This is a genomic window from Streptococcus sp. A25 (assembly GCF_043674095.1).
GTDB lineage: Bacteria > Bacillota > Bacilli > Lactobacillales > Streptococcaceae > Streptococcus > Streptococcus suis_V.
The window spans coordinates 1-16,592 of the sequence record NZ_JBIMJO010000013.1; the positions used below are offsets into that span (position 1 = coordinate 1).

The 16,592-nt window shown below is 45.9% G+C and carries 15 protein-coding genes and 1 other RNA gene; 11 read left to right on the forward strand and 5 right to left on the reverse strand.

Annotated features, from left to right (window positions below; translation table 11 throughout):
* Positions 1–114: 114 nt before the first annotated feature.
* Together ACHBID_RS06920 and ACHBID_RS06925 are read left to right on the forward strand one after the other, a co-directional pair.
* Positions 115–1,788 carry an ABC transporter ATP-binding protein gene (locus ACHBID_RS06920; protein ID WP_394732067.1) on the forward strand — a complete coding sequence of 558 codons (1,674 nt, stop codon included), beginning with the start codon at positions 115–117 and terminating at the stop codon, positions 1,786–1,788.
* Positions 1,785–2,618 (forward strand): energy-coupling factor transporter transmembrane protein EcfT, encoded by an 834-nt coding sequence (locus tag ACHBID_RS06925; protein WP_105111212.1) that lies wholly within the window; start codon positions 1,785–1,787, stop codon positions 2,616–2,618. Before ACHBID_RS06920 ends, ACHBID_RS06925 begins: the two co-directional genes overlap by 4 nt.
* Positions 2,619–2,724: 106 nt before the next feature.
* Here ACHBID_RS06925 and rsmG read toward each other — a convergent pair whose 3' ends face one another.
* The 3 genes from rsmG to recU form a co-directional block, all read right to left on the reverse strand.
* The gene (gene rsmG, locus ACHBID_RS06930) at positions 2,725–3,438 is read right to left on the reverse strand and encodes a 16S rRNA (guanine(527)-N(7))-methyltransferase RsmG (RefSeq protein WP_394732068.1); all 714 of its coding nucleotides are present in this window, start codon (positions 3,436–3,438) and stop codon (positions 2,725–2,727) included.
* A 72-nt stretch (positions 3,439–3,510) separates the two neighbouring features.
* On the reverse strand, positions 3,511–5,628 hold the full coding sequence (gene pbp1a / locus ACHBID_RS06935; RefSeq protein ID WP_394732088.1) for a penicillin-binding protein PBP1A: 2,118 nt from the start codon (positions 5,626–5,628) through the stop codon (positions 3,511–3,513).
* Between the two features lie 31 nt (positions 5,629–5,659).
* On the reverse strand, positions 5,660–6,280 hold the full coding sequence (gene recU / locus ACHBID_RS06940) for a Holliday junction resolvase RecU (protein ID WP_105111215.1): 621 nt from the start codon (positions 6,278–6,280) through the stop codon (positions 5,660–5,662).
* Positions 6,281–6,351: 71 nt separating this feature from the next.
* Between recU and ACHBID_RS06945 the strand changes: the two genes are divergently transcribed.
* From ACHBID_RS06945 to ACHBID_RS06965, 5 genes are all read left to right on the forward strand, one after another.
* Positions 6,352–6,888, forward strand: coding sequence for a DUF1273 domain-containing protein (locus tag ACHBID_RS06945; RefSeq protein ID WP_394732089.1), 537 nt, complete (start codon positions 6,352–6,354; stop codon positions 6,886–6,888).
* Positions 6,889–6,959: 71 nt separating this feature from the next.
* Entirely contained in the window at positions 6,960–7,289 is a 330-nt protein-coding gene (gene gpsB / locus ACHBID_RS06950) for a cell division regulator GpsB (protein ID WP_105111217.1), read from the forward strand.
* A 16-nt stretch (positions 7,290–7,305) separates the two neighbouring features.
* An RNA gene (gene rnpB / locus ACHBID_RS06955) (RNase P RNA component class B) lies at positions 7,306–7,683 on the forward strand.
* Between the two features lie 51 nt (positions 7,684–7,734).
* Complete coding sequence (locus tag ACHBID_RS06960; RefSeq protein ID WP_172059477.1) at positions 7,735–8,883, forward strand: class I SAM-dependent RNA methyltransferase; 1,149 nt, start codon at positions 7,735–7,737, stop codon at positions 8,881–8,883.
* A 17-nt stretch (positions 8,884–8,900) separates the two neighbouring features.
* Positions 8,901–10,325, forward strand: a complete 1,425-nt coding sequence (locus ACHBID_RS06965) for a cell division site-positioning protein MapZ family protein (protein WP_394732069.1) — start codon at positions 8,901–8,903, stop codon at positions 10,323–10,325.
* 37 nt (positions 10,326–10,362) lie between these two features.
* Here the strand turns inward: ACHBID_RS06965 and ACHBID_RS06970 are convergent, their stop codons facing one another.
* Together ACHBID_RS06970 and ACHBID_RS06975 are read right to left on the reverse strand one after the other, a co-directional pair.
* Entirely contained in the window at positions 10,363–10,668 is a 306-nt protein-coding gene (locus tag ACHBID_RS06970; protein WP_394732070.1) for a hypothetical protein, read from the reverse strand.
* A complete protein-coding gene (locus ACHBID_RS06975) occupies positions 10,643–11,125 on the reverse strand; it encodes an S-ribosylhomocysteine lyase (protein ID WP_105123447.1) in 483 nt (160 codons plus the stop codon). Before ACHBID_RS06975 ends, ACHBID_RS06970 begins: the two co-directional genes overlap by 26 nt.
* Positions 11,126–11,256: 131 nt before the next feature.
* Here ACHBID_RS06975 and ACHBID_RS06980 point away from each other — a divergent pair, with 131 nt between their 5' ends.
* From ACHBID_RS06980 to ACHBID_RS06995, 4 genes are all read left to right on the forward strand, one after another.
* Entirely contained in the window at positions 11,257–12,870 is a 1,614-nt protein-coding gene (locus tag ACHBID_RS06980) for a ribonuclease Y (RefSeq protein ID WP_105111222.1), read from the forward strand.
* Between the two features lie 128 nt (positions 12,871–12,998).
* Positions 12,999–13,613: a guanylate kinase gene (gmk, locus tag ACHBID_RS06985; RefSeq protein WP_172009478.1), complete on the forward strand. Its 615-nt coding sequence runs from the start codon at positions 12,999–13,001 to the stop codon at positions 13,611–13,613.
* A 22-nt stretch (positions 13,614–13,635) separates the two neighbouring features.
* Complete coding sequence (rpoZ, locus tag ACHBID_RS06990; RefSeq protein ID WP_105111224.1) at positions 13,636–13,950, forward strand: DNA-directed RNA polymerase subunit omega; 315 nt, start codon at positions 13,636–13,638, stop codon at positions 13,948–13,950.
* A gap of 120 nt (positions 13,951–14,070) precedes the next feature.
* The gene (locus tag ACHBID_RS06995; protein ID WP_172063249.1) at positions 14,071–16,458 is read left to right on the forward strand and encodes a primosomal protein N'; all 2,388 of its coding nucleotides are present in this window, start codon (positions 14,071–14,073) and stop codon (positions 16,456–16,458) included.
* Positions 16,459–16,592 lie beyond the last annotated feature (134 nt).

Consider the following 16,592-nt stretch of genomic DNA (forward strand, 5'->3'; position numbering starts at 1 on the left):
TTTCTATACTGAGTTGGGGAATTCTAGTATATCAGACGAACATGTCTTTTTTGTTGCACTTCATTTTACAACGCGGGGCCGATTTTCAATCATCTTTTTGGTATAATAGGTACTATGGAAAAACTCATTGAATTCAAGGATTTTAGCTTTCAATACAAGGCCCAGCAGGAGCCGACATTGAGGGATATCAACTTAAGCATATATAAAGGTGAGAAAGTCTTGATTGTTGGACCTTCGGGCTCTGGTAAGTCAACACTGGGTCAATGTCTTAACGGCATTATTCCCAATATTTACCAAGGTAGTCATAGCGGCCAGCTCTTGATAGATGGTCAGGAGGCTTTTGACCTGTCTATTTATGAAAAATCCCTGCTAGTATCGACTGTTTTGCAGGATACGGACGGTCAGTTTATCGGTCTGTCTGTGGCAGAGGATTTGGCCTTTGCCTTGGAAAATGACATGGAAAGTCAAGAACTGATGCAGCAAAAAGTGGCTGATTGGTCCAATCGTTTGGAATTAAACCAGCTTCTCAACCACCGTCCCCAGGACCTGTCTGGTGGACAGAAGCAACGGGTCAGTCTGGCAGGTGTCCTGATTGATGAAAGTCCGATTTTGCTCTTTGATGAACCACTGGCCAATCTGGATCCCAAGTCTGGACAGGACACCATTGACTTGATTGATCGCCTGCACCAGCAGGAGGGAGCGACCACCATTATCATCGAGCATCGCTTGGAAGATGTTCTTTATAGACAGGTGGACCGCATCGTTCTCATCAATGCGGGACAAATCCTATTCAACGGTCAGCCGGATCAACTCTTGCAGACCAAGCTCTTGGTGGAAAATGGCATCCGCGAGCCACTCTATTTGGCAACCCTACGGGCTATGGGCTACCCTCTGGAGCAGGCAAATTCTTTATCAAGCCTGTCAGGTCTTGATTTGACAGGACTTCAATCAGTGGATTTGCTCTTAGACCGAGAAGAGGTCCTTGCCAAGCCGAGCTTGCTAGAGGTTAAAAACCTGAACTTCTCCTATCCGCAGAAACAGGCCCTCAAGGACATCCATTTCACCCTCTATAAGGGGGAACGTCTGGCTATTGTCGGGAAAAATGGAGCCGGAAAATCGACCCTAGCCAAGGCTCTCTGTGGTTTTCTGGATGTGGAAGGAGACTTTATCTGGCAGGGGCAATCCATCAAGGACGATTCGGTCAAAGAACGGGCCGAGCGGATTGGCTATGTCCTGCAAAATCCCAATCAGATGATCAGCCAGACCATGATTTTTGATGAAGTGGCTCTCGGTTTGAGAATGCGTGGAGTGGGTCAAGAAGAACTCGAAAAGCGGGTGCATAAGGCTCTGGAAGTTTGTGGTCTCTATTCATTCCGTAAGTGGCCGATTTCAGCCCTATCCTACGGTCAGAAGAAGCGGGTGACCATTGCCTCCATTTTGGTACTGGAGCCGGAAATTATTCTGCTGGATGAGCCAACAGCTGGGCAGGATGAGCGTCATTACCGTGAGATGATGGATTTCTTAGACGAGCTCAATCGACAAGGTCATACCATTGTCATGATTACCCACGATATGCAGCTGATGCTGGATTATTCGGACCGGGCCCTTGTTGTGGTGGATGGTCAGATTATTGCGGACCAGTCCCCAGCGGAAATCCTTTCGGATGCTGCTATCATTGACCAGGCTAATTTGAAAGAGACCTCTATTTTCCATTTGGCTCAGAGAATGGGAGTGGACCCTCTGGCCTTGACCAACTACTACATGCAGGAAGAAAGGAGAAAGCTATGAGCCAGCAAGCACTTATCGGCTACCAGCAGGGACGGGGCTTTATTTATGAACTATCTGCTGTCAGCAAGCTCCTCTTTTTCTTGATTGTGTCCATCTTGGCCATGATTACCTACGATACGCGTCTGATTATTTTCATCGCCCTCTTTTCCCTCAGTCTTTTCAAGCTATCGGGCATTGATTACAGGAAGGTGTCTTTCGTTCTGATTTTCACGACCATTTTTGCCCTCCTGAATGCGACCATGGTGTATGTCTTTGCGCCTAAGTATGGGGTAGAACTCTATGGGGCGGAGACTGTCCTTTTCAAAGGTTTGGGGCAATACTCCGTGACTAGCCAGCAATTGTTTTACTTGCTGAATTTATTGCTCAAGTACTTTTGTACAGTTCCTCTGGCCATTATCTTTTTGATGACAACCCACCCTAGTCAATTTGCCTCCAGCTTGAATACAATCGGGGTGCCCTATAAGGTTGCCTACGCTGTCAGTCTGACCATGCGCTACATACCAGATATTCAGGAAGAATTTTATGCCATTCGCATGTCTCAAGAGGCGCGTGGCCTGGAATTGTCCAAGAAAGCCAAATTGATGGACCGGATCAAGGGTAATCTAGCCTTGGTTATCCCTTTGATTTTCAGCTCACTTGGTCGGATTGATACCATTTCAACTGCCATGGAATTGCGCCGTTTCGGAAAAAATAAAAAGCGGACCTGGTATACTTACCAGCCCCTGAAAAAAATGGACTATCTGGTCCTATCCATCATCGCTCTACTGGTTCTAGTAACGATTAGCCTATTCTTTATCAATGATGGTAGGTTTTACAACCCTTGGGCATAAGATAAGAAAAAACGAGTTTCGATAGCGAAACTCGTTTTTGAAATTATATTCACAAGTAAGGTACATGTAGATAAGTGCTCAGGCACCGTGCTGTGAATGCCGGTTCTTATAGTGGTCGTTTATTGGGCATGCCTGCCTTGCGTGGAAACTTGTTCGGGGTTTCCTTTTTCTTTTCGACAATGGTTAGGGTACGCGGGTCGCCATTGGGCAGCTCATAATCATGATTCTCCAAGACCTTTGCGAACAAGAGGTTGAGAGCATTTTTGGCCTGGGTCAATTCGTCCTCGGCACTGGATGCTTTGAGGGCAATCAGCTTGCCATTGAGCTTGAGATAGGGGATGGTCAATTCTGATAGGATTTGCATGCGGGCTACTGCGCGAGCGGTCACGATATCAAATTGGGCCCGGAATTTCTTGTCCTGGGCAAAATCCTCTGCTCGTCCATGGTAGAAATGGACCTTGTCCAAGCCCAGCTCCTCAGCCAGAAGATGCAGGAAATTGATTCGTTTGTTGAGGGAGTCAATGATGGTCACGTCCAGTTCAGGATAGATAATTTTCATGGGCAGGCTAGGAAAACCTGCACCAGCCCCGATGTCCAAGAGTTTGAGTGCTTGATTTTGAATATGACCCTGCAGGATTGGTGCAATAGAATCATAAAAGTGCTTGAGATAAACGTCCTCTTCCTGGGTAATAGCTGTCAGGTTGATTTTTTCGTTCCATTCTACTAGGAGTTCAAAGTAGCGGTGGAATTGGTTTTTCTGCTGTTCTGTTAATTGAATTCCTTGGTCTGCCAAGGTCTTGTAAAATACTTCGGGTTTCATAGTCCTATCTTATCATAATTTTCAACAAAAGAAAAACCTTGGAAGGCGATAGTTGCCTTTCAAGGTTGAGTCTTACTGACCTTGTGAGTCAGCAGATGGAGTGGTTGGTTGTTCAGAAGAATTGCCTGTTTCGGAACCAGTTTCTGTTGATTGAGCATCGCTAGAATTTTCAGTACTCGTATCCTCACTAGTTGTAGGTTCCGTTGAGGACTCTTCGCTCGTCTCACTGGTTGTCCTGCTATAGCTATAGTAGTTATAAACTGGACCAGTATAGCCGTTTATGTAGACGTTGTTTCCATAACGGTAGAGACCGTCAGGTATTTCCCAATCTGCAGTTCCAACAGGATTTAGATAAGTCATCATATTCCGATAGACATCGGTTGCGACACGCATGCCACTATCCAATACTGGAATCTTACGATTGCTGTATCCTGTCCAGACAGCCATAGAGTATTTAGTAGAGAAGCCAACGAAGTTCTCGTCAGGAACAACTATACTACTATAACTTGCTCCAGGAGTAGAGGCAATGATTTCCTTCATCTCATCGTCTGGGTAGTTGGAAGTACCGGTTTTACCAGCTTGAGGAATGCCATAGATGGCAGCATTAGTACCTGGGCCAGATGTCAATACGCTCTTCAACATATCGACCATCATGTAGGCTGTTTCAGGGCTCATTGCACGACTGCCTTCAGGTTCAAACTCAGTAGTTGTTCCGTCGGTGTAGACAATCTTGTTGACATACTGTGGTTTGTAGTAGGTACCACCGTTAGCAAAGGCAGCAAAGGCTGCGGCCATTTTTTCACTACTAGCACCGTATTTTTTATCAGGATTGGTTGTGTTGCTGGAAATAGCATTAGAATAGAACATTTCTGGGTAGTCGATACCGAGCTTGTTCAAGAATTTTAATGAATTTTCAAAACCAACAGCCTGTAGTGCCTTGATGGCAGTGGTATTACGAGAAGATTGGATGGCTGTTTTGAGGGTCACATTGCCGAAGTAAGCATTATCCCAGTTATTGACTGGAGTGGTAGTGCCGGGATAATTATAAGGCGCATCCAATATAGTGTCAGCAGTCGATTTATAAATACCCTCTTCAATAGCAGGTGCGTAGTCTGTAATTGGCTTCATAGTAGAACCAAAGTCGCGGTTGGTTTCAACGGCTTGGTTGGTACCGAATGAAGAATTACTGTTTTGATTACGCCCGCCGAGCTGGGCAACGACGTGTCCGTTGGTAACATCGATAACAGTTGAAGCTACCTGGAAGGTTGGATCTGGATAGGCCACGTACATGTCTGTGTTATAGATATTCCAGAGCTGTTGTTGGGCAGCTGAGTCAACGTTGGTGTAGACCTCCATACCTGTGGTTAAGAGATTGTAGCCGGTTTTTTCTTCGACTTCATTGATAACCTCTTTCAGGTAGTTGTCCATGTAGGCTGGATAGGCGGGTGCATTTGACAGGGGCTGGAGACCGTCTGTCACCGGTGATAGGACTGCCTGCTCGTGCTGTTCAGCCGTAATGTATTTTTCTTCTAACATTTCTCCTAGAACCAAGTCCCGACGTGCTTTTGCAGTTTCTGGCTGAGTGTAGGGGTCGTATTGGTTAGGAGCCTGGGGCATACCTGCCAGTAGAGCCAATTGAGGAAGGGTCAATTGATTGAGTTCTTTTCCGTAGAAGGTCTTGGCAGCCGTCTTCATACCATAGTTTCCGTTTGACATATACACTTTATTGATGTAGTACGTCAAAATTTCCTGCTTGGTATTTCGTCTTTCCAACTGTAGAGCCATCCAGGCTTCTTGGATTTTCCGCTTAATATTTTGGTCCTGGGCAGATGTTGAGAAGTAGGTCAACTTAATCAACTGCTGATCCAGTGTCGACCCCCCTTGAAGACGTCCTCCTCGTAGATTATTGAGGAAGGAGCCAGCGATACGAATGACGTCTACACCGCGGTGGTTGAAGTAACGCTGGTCTTCAATGGCTACGATAGCGTTGACCAAGTCGGTCGGAATTTCAGCAGTAGTAGCATTGGAACGTTTTTCTGCCCCCAAGTCTGCAATTAGAGCCCCGTCCTTGTCATAAATCTTACTCGACACGGTCGCAGTAAGAGAGTCTTCTGTCAGTTTAGGAGCTGTAAAGATAAAGAATAGGGTCACAAGACCACCGATAATTACCGTTGTTAAGAATGCGATAATTCCGACGTTTGTGATAAGCAAGAGTGCTTTCTTAAGGGTTGGATTTTTCAACTGAGTCACCACCTAATAGTTTTTCTTCGACAATGGTCAGATAGGGGACGCTGGGATGGGTCCCTAACTGAAAGGCATAGCCATGCTCGCGAACATAGTGCAAGGGCATGGATTTATTGCCCTGAACAGCTTGATAGTAATCTATCAGCTCTTTTGCCGGGAGTAAGTAAGATTCTTTTAATTCTGAAAAGTGTAGAAGGACAAAGCAGATACCGCCTTGCTTGACAACTTCCTGCATATGTTCCAACTGGTGGGCATGAAAGTTTTTCATGGGCATGGAGGTCTTCTGACGGGTTTCCTTGGCTTCAAAGTCAATGTAATGTCCCTTGAAAACGCCGGAATAGTCCGTTGTTGAGGCCTGTCTGAAATAAGCTTCGACAATTTTGGCCCGACTTCGTTTTGGGTAGTCTACCTTGACAATCTGGACAGGTGTTGGTTTCTTATGAATGACCGCAATTCCATGTGAAAGGTAGTAAGCATTGCTCTCATTGATAGCAGCTTCAAAGGACATCCCACGATTGGCAAAATTAACCGTTTCCTTTGCAGAATCTTTTTTTGTTCTAGTGATTTTCCTATTTATCTGATGAGGATAATTGACCATAGAACTCCTTACTGATAAAATAATATCAGCATATTATACCATAATTAGGGAAAAGAGTACAAGAAATGCACATTAAGAGCTTTTTAGTAACAGGCTATCGTCATACTGATTTGGGAATTTTTTCAGATAAGGATACAAAATTAGTCATCATCAAAGAGGCTATTCGCAGAGACCTGATCAAGTTTTTAGAAAATGATGGGGTAGAGTGGTTTATTCTGACTGGAAATCTGGGCTTTGAGTATTGGTGTTTGGAAGTTTTGTTGGATTTGAGGCAGGAAGGCTATGACTTTCAGATGGCTACCATTTTTTCCTTTGAAAGCCATGGAGAGAATTGGAACGAAGCTAACCAAGTCAAGCTAGCCCGATTTAAGCAGGTGGATTTTGTTAAATACCTCTATGTTCGCTATGAAAATCCTGGGCAATTTAAGCTGATTAACCAGTTCTTGTTGGACCATACGGAGGGAGCCTATTTATTCTATGATCCTGAAAATGAAACAAACTTGAAATATCTCTATACTTCAATCGTAAACAAAGAAGATTATACTGTTAAGGTACTGAGTTTTGATGATTTAAATGAAGTAGCGGAAAATTTTTCTAATTCTGAGTGATTTGGCTTGATTTTTCCTTATTTTTTTTAATATAATAGAAGTAGTGATGTTTAAAGAAAAGGATGAGACAGATGGCGAGTATTAAGTTGACGACAAAGGATATTTTTGAGCAGGATTTTAAGATTGGTTTTCGTGGTTATGATCAAGACGAGGTCAATGATTTTCTTGATGAAATCATGAAGGATTACGATGCCTATGAAGCCATTGTAAAGGAATTGAAGGGCGAGATCGCTAGGCTTAAAGCCCAGCTGGCAAATGCTTCTCGTCAACCAGCCCCTGTTGCAGAGGAGCCAGAAGCTTTCCGTGCAGAGCGGATGAGTTCAGCCACAAACTTTGATATTCTCCGTCGCATCAATCGTCTGGAGAAAGAAGTCTTTGGTAAACAGATTGCCCAAGAGTAGTAGATAGACATGTGTAATTTTCGGATAATCGCGTGGTAGTAATCTACCATGAGGAAAGTCCATGCTAGCACCAGCTGCAATGCTGGTAGTGTTTGTGCTAGGCGAACCAATAAGCCTAGGGACGTCTTTGACGTTACGGCGGTTAAAATGGCTACGTCCTTGGATATGCCAGAGTAGGCCTGAAAGTGCCACAGTGACGAAGTTTTTATGGAAACGTAAAAAATGGAACGCGGTAAACCCCTCAAGCTAGCAACCCAAACTTTGGTCGGGGCATGGGATGGATGGAACGGTACTCCCAGAGTAGAACAGAAATCCTGACTGCGTAAGCGGTAGACAGATGATTATCGAAGGTGGTAGGACCTAGTACCACTGGAACAAAACATGGCTTATAGAAAATTACATAATAGGTGGCTAGCTTTGCTAGCTTTTATTATAGAGGAAAAAGATGAAAAAACAATTTGAATTGATTGCGACAGCGGCGGCTGGTTTAGAGGCGGTCGTTGGTCGTGAAATTCGAGAACTGGGCTACGACTGTCAGGTTGAAAATGGGCGCGTGCGTTTCCAAGGTGATGTCAAATCTATCATTGAAACCAACCTTTGGTTGCGTTCGGCAGACCGGATTAAAATTATCGTGGGGAGTTTTCCCGCACGCACCTTTGAGGAACTCTTCCAGGGGGTCTTTGCCTTGGACTGGGAAAACTATCTACCCTTGGGCAGTAAATTTCCTATTTCAAAAGCCAAATGTGTCAAATCCAAGCTCCACAATGAGCCGAGTGTACAGGCCATTTCTAAAAAGGCTGTCGTGAAAAAGTTGCAAAAGCATTTTTCGCGTCCAGAAGGCGTTCCCTTGCAGGAAGTTGGGGCAGAGTTTAAGATTGAAGTCTCCATCCTGAAAGATGTGGCCACGGTATTGATTGACACGACGGGTTCCAGCCTCTTCAAACGTGGCTACCGCGTTGAAAAAGGTGGCGCGCCCATTAAGGAAAATATGGCGGCAGCCATTTTACAGCTGTCTAACTGGTACCCAGACAAGCCTTTGATTGATCCGACTTGTGGTTCGGGCACTTTCTGTATTGAGGCGGCCATGTTGGCTAAGAATATGGCTCCGGGGCTCAAACGCAGTTTTGCCTTTGAAGAATGGCCTTGGGTTGATGAGGAGCTGGTTGCACAAGCTCGCAAAAATGCGCAGGCAGCGGTTAAATCTGACCTAGTCTTGGACATTTCCGGTTCAGACATCGATGCCCGTATGGTTGAAATGGCCAAGAAAAATGCCTTTGCGGCCGAAGTAGACCAAGATATTGTCTTTAAGCAAATGCGCCTGCAGGACTTGCATACAGACAAGATAAATGGTGTTATTATTTCAAACCCACCTTACGGTGAGCGTTTGTTGGATGATGAGGCCATTATCAAGCTCTACCAAGAAATGGGGCAAACCTTTGAGCCTTTAAAAACATGGTCTAAATTTATCTTGACCAGCGACGAGCAATTTGAGCAGCGGTTTGGAAAACAAGCAGATAAAAAACGGAAATTATACAATGGTACGCTGAAGGTTGACTTGTATCAATTCTTTGGTCAACGAGTAAAACGTTCATAAAATAAAGTGAGGTAGATATGTCAAAGAAACATGAGAAGGCACAAGCAGAGCCAGTTAAGGACGAGCAGATTCTGGACTTTGAAGCAGCAAAAGATATGACCATCGGTCAGGCAGTACAAAAACAGCAGGAAATTGAGGCTGGCATTACCGATACGGATGGCCTTTTAGACCGCTACATCAAGCAACACCGAGATGAGATTGAATCTCAAAAATTTGAGACAAGAACAATCCCTGTCATCAAGGATTCGACTGTTATTCCGGTGGTTGAATCAGCTAGCTTGACTTCGGATGAGTTGGAAACGGCAGCTGCAGCTGTGGCAGCACATTCACAAGAAGAACCGAAGCCAGTTGAGTCAAGCCCTGTTGTTGAGCCTCTAAAAACTCCTGCAGAAGAAGTCGCTTATTTTGATTTGACAGATGGATCCGAAGAAAAGCCCAAGAAAAAAGGATTCTGGATTTTTGGAACCCTCTTGGCGGCATTGATTGCTATTTTGGCTTCCCTCTTTTTCTGGATGAACCAAAATAATGCAGGTCAGACAGCTTCTAGCACTTCGTCATCAAGTTCGACCAAACAGTCTTCTAGTACAACCTCATCAAGCTCAACTCCATCCGAGTTTACAGACTTTACCAAGCTGTACGAGAGCTTCTTTACGGATTCGAGCTTGTCTAAATTGAAGAATTCAGAATTTGGTAAATTAGAGGAATTAAAGGCACTCTTGGACAAGATTGATCCAGACAGTGATGCTTATAAGGAAGCCAAGGCCAACTATGATAAATTAGAAAAAGCTATCGCAGCTGTCAACGGCATCAATGAACAATTTGATAAGCCGATTCTTGTTGATGGCGAATTGGATACCACGGCGACTGTTAAGGCTGGAGCAACTCTAGAAGCGGTTGCGACTGGAATCAGCGGTGTTGATGCGACGATCACTTCAGCTGTTAACTTTGCTCGATCACAAGAGGAAAACCAACAGGCTGTTGCTGGAGCGGTTGCACCGGCTGAACAAGCAGCGCCAGCTGCCCAGGCTGGAACTCCAGCACCAGCTCCCGCAGAATCAAGTGCAGCATCAGCGCTTGCCAGCGCGTCAACAAGTCCTGCCGAAGTGCAAAATGCAGCATCCCAATTCGGGATTCCAGTTCCTCCTGGTGTGACCTTGCAACGTCACTTGAGCCGCGTGCCTTATAACCAAGCCATGATTGATGACGTTAACAATCCTGCTTGGACCTTTAACCCAGGTATTTTGGAAAAAATTGTCGAAACATCTCAAAAACGTGGCTATATCACAGGTAATCAGTATATCTTGGAGAAGGTCAATATCATCAATGGTAATGGCTACTACAATATGTTTAAACCAGATGGTACCTATCTCTTTTCTATCAATGCTAAGACCGGTTACTTTGTCGGAAATGCGCGTGGAAATGCGGATGCCTTAGATTATTAGGAATATAAGAAAAAAGCGGGAGACCGCTTTTTTGATGTTATGGTGTGGTTTCAATTTCATCTACAGACAAAACTGCCTGGCTGGAATGGACGAGATAGGTCGTTCCGTCTTCAAAGCGAATTTGCAATTGGTCGCCATCGCTGTAATCAGTCCACTCTTTGACCTTACCAGTCTTGACGCTTCCATCGGGAAGTTTGACCTGGGCGTAATTGAAGGTGTAGTTGGTGTCAAAAACTGTCTTGTTACCGCAAGCTGACAGCATCATCAGGCTAGCCAGTGCCAGACCAGTAAGAAAGATTTTCTTCAGACCAAGCTCCTTAAATGGGTTTTCGTTCAAAGGCATCTGTCGAAATGCCCTGAGAAAGGATTAGTTTGGCCCATTCTTTGGCAGAATGGAGGCTGTGGTCCTTGTAGTTACCACAAGACTCGATGGTTGTCCCAGGAACATCTTCCCAGCTAATGCCGTCTGCGATTTCTTCCAAACTAGATTTAATGACTTCAGCGATTTGGACAGAATCTTGCTTGCCCCACATAATCATGTGAAAACCGGTTCGGCAACCGAAAGGTGAGCAGTCGATGAGTCCGTCAATCCGTTGGCGAATCAGCTTAGCCAGCAGGTGTTCAATGGTGTGCAACCCCGCTGTATCCATGGCATTTTCATTGGGTTGGATGAGGCGAATATCAAAGTTGGTGATGACATCACCCTTTGGTCCAATCTCCTCAGAAATCAAGCGGATATACGGGGCTTTGACGATAGTGTGGTCCAGTTCAAAACTTTCTACAATAACTTCTTTGGTCATAATTTCCTCCATTTGGGTTGATGAAAACATTATACCATATTTGTCAATTTGCAATTGTGAAATCGTTTAAATTATGGTAAAATAGATTCAGATTTTGTGTAATGCAAAATAAAATTGAAAGAGGTAGGAAGATGGATATCATTACACTTGTAGTGACCTTGATTTCTGCTCTCATTGGTTTAGTAATTGGTTACTTTGCCATTTCTTTGAAGATGAAAGCTGCAAAAGAAACTGCAGAATTGACACTTTTGAATGCTGAACAAGAAGCAAGTAATGTTCGTGGTCGTGCGGAAGATCAAGCTGAAGCTATTTTAAAAACAGCTGAGCGTGATCGCCAAACCTTGAAAAAAGAATTACTCTTGGAGGCCAAGGAAGAGGCTCGTAAATATCGAGAAGAAGTAGCAAATGAATTTAAGTCAGAACGACAAGAATTAAAGCAAATTGAGTCACGATTGACTGAACGTGCTAGTAGCTTAGATCGTAAAGATGATAATTTAACAAACAAAGAGAAGGCTTTGGAGCAAAAAGAACAAAGCCTGACAGATAAAACTAAACATATTGATGAGCGTGAGCAAGAAGTCGCGAAATTAGAAGAGCAGAAAGCTCTTGAGTTGGAACGCGTTGCTTCGCTGAGCCAGGAAGAAGCCAAAGAGCAGATTCTTGCAGCGACTCGTGATAAATTGACCCACGAGATTGCAACCCGTATCAAGGAGGCTGAGCGAGAGGTCAAAGAGCGGTCTGATAAGATGGCCAAAGACCTTCTAGCGCAGGCCATGCAGCGAATTTCGGGTGAATATGTTGCGGAACAAACTATTACCTCGGTTCATCTGCCGGATGATGCCATGAAGGGCCGAATTATCGGTCGCGAAGGTCGCAACATCCGCACCTTTGAAAGCTTGACAGGGATTGACGTTATCATTGATGATACGCCTGAGGTAGTTGTCCTTTCCGGTTTTGACCCGATTCGCCGGGAAATCGCGCGGATGACCATGGAGACCCTGCTTCAGGACGGTCGTATCCACCCGGCTCGTATCGAGGAGTTGGTGGAGAAATACCGTGTTGAGATGGATAACCGCATCCGTGAATATGGTGAAGCGGCTGCCTATGAAGTAGGCGCTCCTAACCTGCATCCTGACTTGATTAAGATTATGGGACGTCTGCATTTCCGTACCTCCTACGGTCAGAATGTGCTCCGTCACTCGATTGAGGTGGCCAAGTTGTCAGGTATTTTGGCTGCAGAGTTGGGTGAGAATGTTAATTTGGCCCGCCGTGCTGGATTCTTGCATGACGTCGGTAAGGCGATTGACCGCGAGGTGGACGGTAGCCACGTTGAGATTGGTACAGAATTGACCAAGAAATACAAGGAAAATCCAGTGGTTGTCAATACGGTTGCCAGCCACCACGGTGATGTGGAAGCAACTAGCACTATTGCTGTGATTGTTGCAGCAGCGGATGCCTTGAGTGCAGCTCGTCCAGGTTCACGTCGTGAATCGATGGAGGCCTATATCAAGCGTCTCCAAGACCTGGAAGAAATTGCTAATAGCTTTGACGGCATCAAGCAGGCTTATGCTATCCAGGCAGGTCGTGAGATTCGGATTATCGTTCATCCAAATAGAATCAGTGATGATAAGATTACGATTCTGGCTCATGATGTCCGTGAGAAAATTGAAAATAATCTGGATTATCCAGGAAATATCAAGATTACGGTCATCCGTGAAACACGAGCAACTGACATTGCAAAATAAGACAGAAGGAGCTTCGGCTCTTTTTGTTGTTCTTCAAGAGCCGGAAAAATCTGGTTTCCAGATTTAAAATCAGTTGATATTTGCTGAGAATTTTGCTACACTAGAATGAAAGATTTAAAGGAGATAACATGCAGGAAAGAGGCTTACTCATCGTATTTTCCGGTCCTTCTGGTGTAGGGAAAGGAACAGTTCGGCAGGAAATTTTTAGCCATCCAGGTAATAAATTTGAGTATTCGGTGTCTATGACGACCCGGGCTCAGCGTCCAGGTGAGGTGGACGGGGTTGATTATCATTTCCGGAGCCGAGAGGAGTTTGAGGAGTTGATTCGTCAGGGACAAATGCTGGAATACGCTGAGTATGTTGGCAACTACTACGGTACACCCTTGACCTATGTCAATGAAACCCTGGACAAGGGAATCGATGTCTTTCTTGAGATTGAGGTTCAGGGTGCCCTCCAGGTCAAGAAAAAAGTGCCAGATGCAGTTTTTATTTTCCTAACTCCGCCAGATTTGGAAGAGCTCAAAGACCGTTTGGTCGGTCGTGGGACAGACTCGGAAGAGGTTATTGTCCAGCGGATTGAGCGTGCCAAGGAAGAGATTGCTCTCATGCGTGAGTATGACTATGCCATTGTCAATGATGAGGTGCCAAAGGCAGCGGAATTGGTCAAGCGCGTGATTGAGGCGGAACATTTCCGTGTGGACCGTGTGATTGGCAAGTACAACGACATGATTAAAAATATTTAAGTTAGAAAAGAGAATAAGTCCTATGATGTTAAAACCGTCTATTGATACCTTGCTGGATAAGGTACCATCTAAGTATTCATTGGTTATTTTAGAGGCTAAGCGTGCTCACGAATTGGAGGCAGGCGCTAAGCCAACGCAAGAATTTACTTCTGTAAAATCAACCCTCCGTGCCTTGGAAGAAATCGAGGCAGGCAATGTGGTCATCCATCCAGACCCAGAAGCGAAACGTGAGGCTGTTCGTCGCAAGGCTGAAGAAGCAAAACGCTTGGCTGAAGAAGAAGAGCGCAAAATCAAAGAACAAATCGCCAAAGAAAAAGAAGACGGCGAGAAAATCTAAATTCAAAACTCGGCTGGGGGACCATCCGGGTTTCTTTTCCATTTGACAGTCTTTTGAAGTATTTATTGAACCATTGATAAGAGAGTAAAACCTATCCAAACCATCACGAAAGGAGGACCTATGTACGCACAGATTATCGTAGACGTGCCGCTCATGCAGACGGACCAAGCCTATACCTATCTAGTGTCTGAAGAATTTGAGGCGGGAATTGTACCTGGTATCCGAGTCCATGTGCCCTTTGGAAAGGGTAATCGGCTGATTCAGGGCATCGTGGTCGGCTTGACTGAGGAATTGCCAGAGGGGACCCAGGACATCAAGCCCATTGTGGAAGTGCTGGACTATTCGCCAGTCCTCAACCAGGAGCAATTTTGGCTGGCAGACCAGATGCGCAAAACGGTATTCGCCTACAAAATCACCCTGCTCAAGGCCATGCTACCCAGCCTCCTCAACTCGACCTATGACAAAATTCTCCGTCCTGGGCTTGGTTTGGAAATAGCAGAGCAGGAAAGCCTGTTTGGCGGTAGGGACCAGGTCCGTTTTTCAGACCTGGATGTGTCTGAGCAGGCCCGCATCATGCGGCTTGCCCAGGCAGGCAAAATCTTGGTAGACTATGTGGCCAAGGACAAAAAGCAAATCAAGACTGAAAAATGGTACCGGGTAAATCGGGACCAGCTCATGCAAGCAGAGATACCCGCCCGTGCCAAGAAACGGCTGGCTTTGAAGGCCTACTTACTGGAACATTCTGATGAACAGCCTCTAGCCAGCTTGAAAAAGGACTTTTCAGCTGATACGCTCCGCTATTTCCAAGAAAATGCCTATATAGAAGTCTGGGAGGAGGAGGTCTCGCGGACCCAAGCTCTCTTTGATAAGGTAGGGGTCAGCCAGGCGCTTTCCCTCAATCCAGAGCAGGCCATAGCGGTCAAGGAAATCCTGTCCAAGGTCGGCCAGGAGAGCCAGACCTATCTGCTGCAGGGGGTGACAGGCTCTGGCAAGACAGAGGTCTATCTGCAGGTCATTGACCAGGTCCTCAAGATGGGTAAGACGGCTATCATGCTGGTGCCGGAGATTTCGCTGACGCCCCAGATGACCAATCGTTTTATCGCGCGTTTCGGCCAGCAGGTGGCCATCCTGCACTCAGGCCTGTCAGACGGGGAGAAGTACGACGAGTGGCGTAAGATTGAGCGGGGGGAGGCCCAGGTGGTGGTCGGTGCCAGGTCGGCGATTTTTGCTCCCTTAAAAAATCTAGGAGCCATTATCATCGATGAGGAGCATGAGGCGACCTATAAGCAGGACTCCAATCCTCGCTACCATGCCAGAGACGTGGCAAAGCTGCGGGCGGACTACAACCAGGCTGTCCTGGTTTTGGGGTCGGCTACGCCAAGCCTAGAAACTCGTGCCCGTGCCAGTCGCGGTCTTTACGGTAGGCTGGTCCTCAATCAGCGAGCCAATCCGCAGGCCAGGATACCAGAGGTCCAGGTCATTGATTTCAGAGATTATATCGGCCAGCATGAGGCTAGTAATTTTACGCCGGTTTTGATAGAAAAAATCCAGGAAAAGCTGGCTCGTAAGGAGCAGGTGGTCCTCATGCTCAATCGCCGTGGCTATTCTTCCTTTGTCATGTGTCGGGATTGTGGGACGGTGGACCAGTGTCCAAACTGTGATATTTCTTTGACCCTGCACATGGACAGCCGGTCTATGAATTGCCACTATTGCAATTTTCAAAAGCCCATTCCCCAGGTCTGTCCTAACTGTCAGAGTCGGGCCATTCGTTACTACGGTACGGGGACCCAGAAGGCCTATGATGAGTTGCAGGAATTGCTGCCGAATGCTCGTATCCTTCGGATGGATGTGGACACGACCAAGAAAAAAGGTGCCCATGAGGCCCTTTTGGAGAAATTTGGTCGACAGGAGGCAGATATCTTGCTGGGGACCCAGATGATTGCCAAGGGACTGGACTTTCCAAATGTGACCTTGGTAGGGGTGCTCAATGCGGATACGGCGCTGAATTTGCCAGACTTCAGGTCATCCGAGCGGACCTTCCAATTATTGACCCAGGTGGCTGGTCGAGCAGGTCGGGCAGACAAGGAGGGGGAGGTCATTATCCAGACCTATAATCCCAATCATTATGCCATTGCCTTTGCCAAGAACCAGGACTACGAGGGCTTCTATCAGTATGAGATGGGCATTCGGAAAAGTCTGGGCTATCCGCCTTACTATTTCACGGTGGGCTTGACCTTTTCTCATAAGTCGGAGGATCTTGTCATCAAAAAGGCCTATGAGACGGTGCAGCTCTTGCGGGAGAACTTGACGGAGCAGATTCAGATTTTGGGGCCGACGCCCAAGCCTATCGCCCGTACCCATAATCTTTACCATTATCAAATCATTCTCAAGTACCGGCGGGAGGAGCAGCTGGAGCAGGTCCTCAATCGGATTTTGGACTGGACCCAGGAGCGGGACAACCAGGACTTGCGCTTGGTGATTGATAATGAACCGCAAAATATGATGTGATACTCTTTGAACATCGACAGTATCCGTTCTTGAGTTACAATATATGAGGTTGGACAGGTGTGTCCAGCCTTTTTGCTATCTAGATTTCAAGTCCCAGTTAAGGCAATTATCCATAAAAATGGTATAATTAAGGG

Bases quoted from the DNA above. Each gene is read 5' to 3' on its own strand.
- ACHBID_RS06920 (WP_394732067.1), top strand. From the start codon at position 115: ATGGAAAAACTCATTGAATTCAAGGATTTTAGCTTTCAATACAAGGCC.
- ACHBID_RS06925 (WP_105111212.1), top strand. From the start codon at position 1,785: ATGAGCCAGCAAGCACTTATCGGCTACCAGCAGGGACGGGGCTTTATT.
- rsmG (WP_394732068.1), bottom strand. From the start codon at position 3,438: ATGAAACCCGAAGTATTTTACAAGACCTTGGCAGACCAAGGAATTCAA.
- recU (WP_105111215.1), bottom strand. From the start codon at position 6,280: ATGGTCAATTATCCTCATCAGATAAATAGGAAAATCACTAGAACAAAA.
- gpsB (WP_105111217.1), top strand. From the start codon at position 6,960: ATGGCGAGTATTAAGTTGACGACAAAGGATATTTTTGAGCAGGATTTT.
- ACHBID_RS06960 (WP_172059477.1), top strand. From the start codon at position 7,735: ATGAAAAAACAATTTGAATTGATTGCGACAGCGGCGGCTGGTTTAGAG.
- ACHBID_RS06965 (WP_394732069.1), top strand. From the start codon at position 8,901: ATGTCAAAGAAACATGAGAAGGCACAAGCAGAGCCAGTTAAGGACGAG.
- ACHBID_RS06970 (WP_394732070.1), bottom strand. From the start codon at position 10,668: ATGCCTTTGAACGAAAACCCATTTAAGGAGCTTGGTCTGAAGAAAATC.
- ACHBID_RS06975 (WP_105123447.1), bottom strand. From the start codon at position 11,125: ATGACCAAAGAAGTTATTGTAGAAAGTTTTGAACTGGACCACACTATC.
- ACHBID_RS06980 (WP_105111222.1), top strand. From the start codon at position 11,257: ATGGATATCATTACACTTGTAGTGACCTTGATTTCTGCTCTCATTGGT.
- gmk (WP_172009478.1), top strand. From the start codon at position 12,999: ATGCAGGAAAGAGGCTTACTCATCGTATTTTCCGGTCCTTCTGGTGTA.
- rpoZ (WP_105111224.1), top strand. From the start codon at position 13,636: ATGATGTTAAAACCGTCTATTGATACCTTGCTGGATAAGGTACCATCT.
- ACHBID_RS06995 (WP_172063249.1), top strand. From the start codon at position 14,071: ATGTACGCACAGATTATCGTAGACGTGCCGCTCATGCAGACGGACCAA.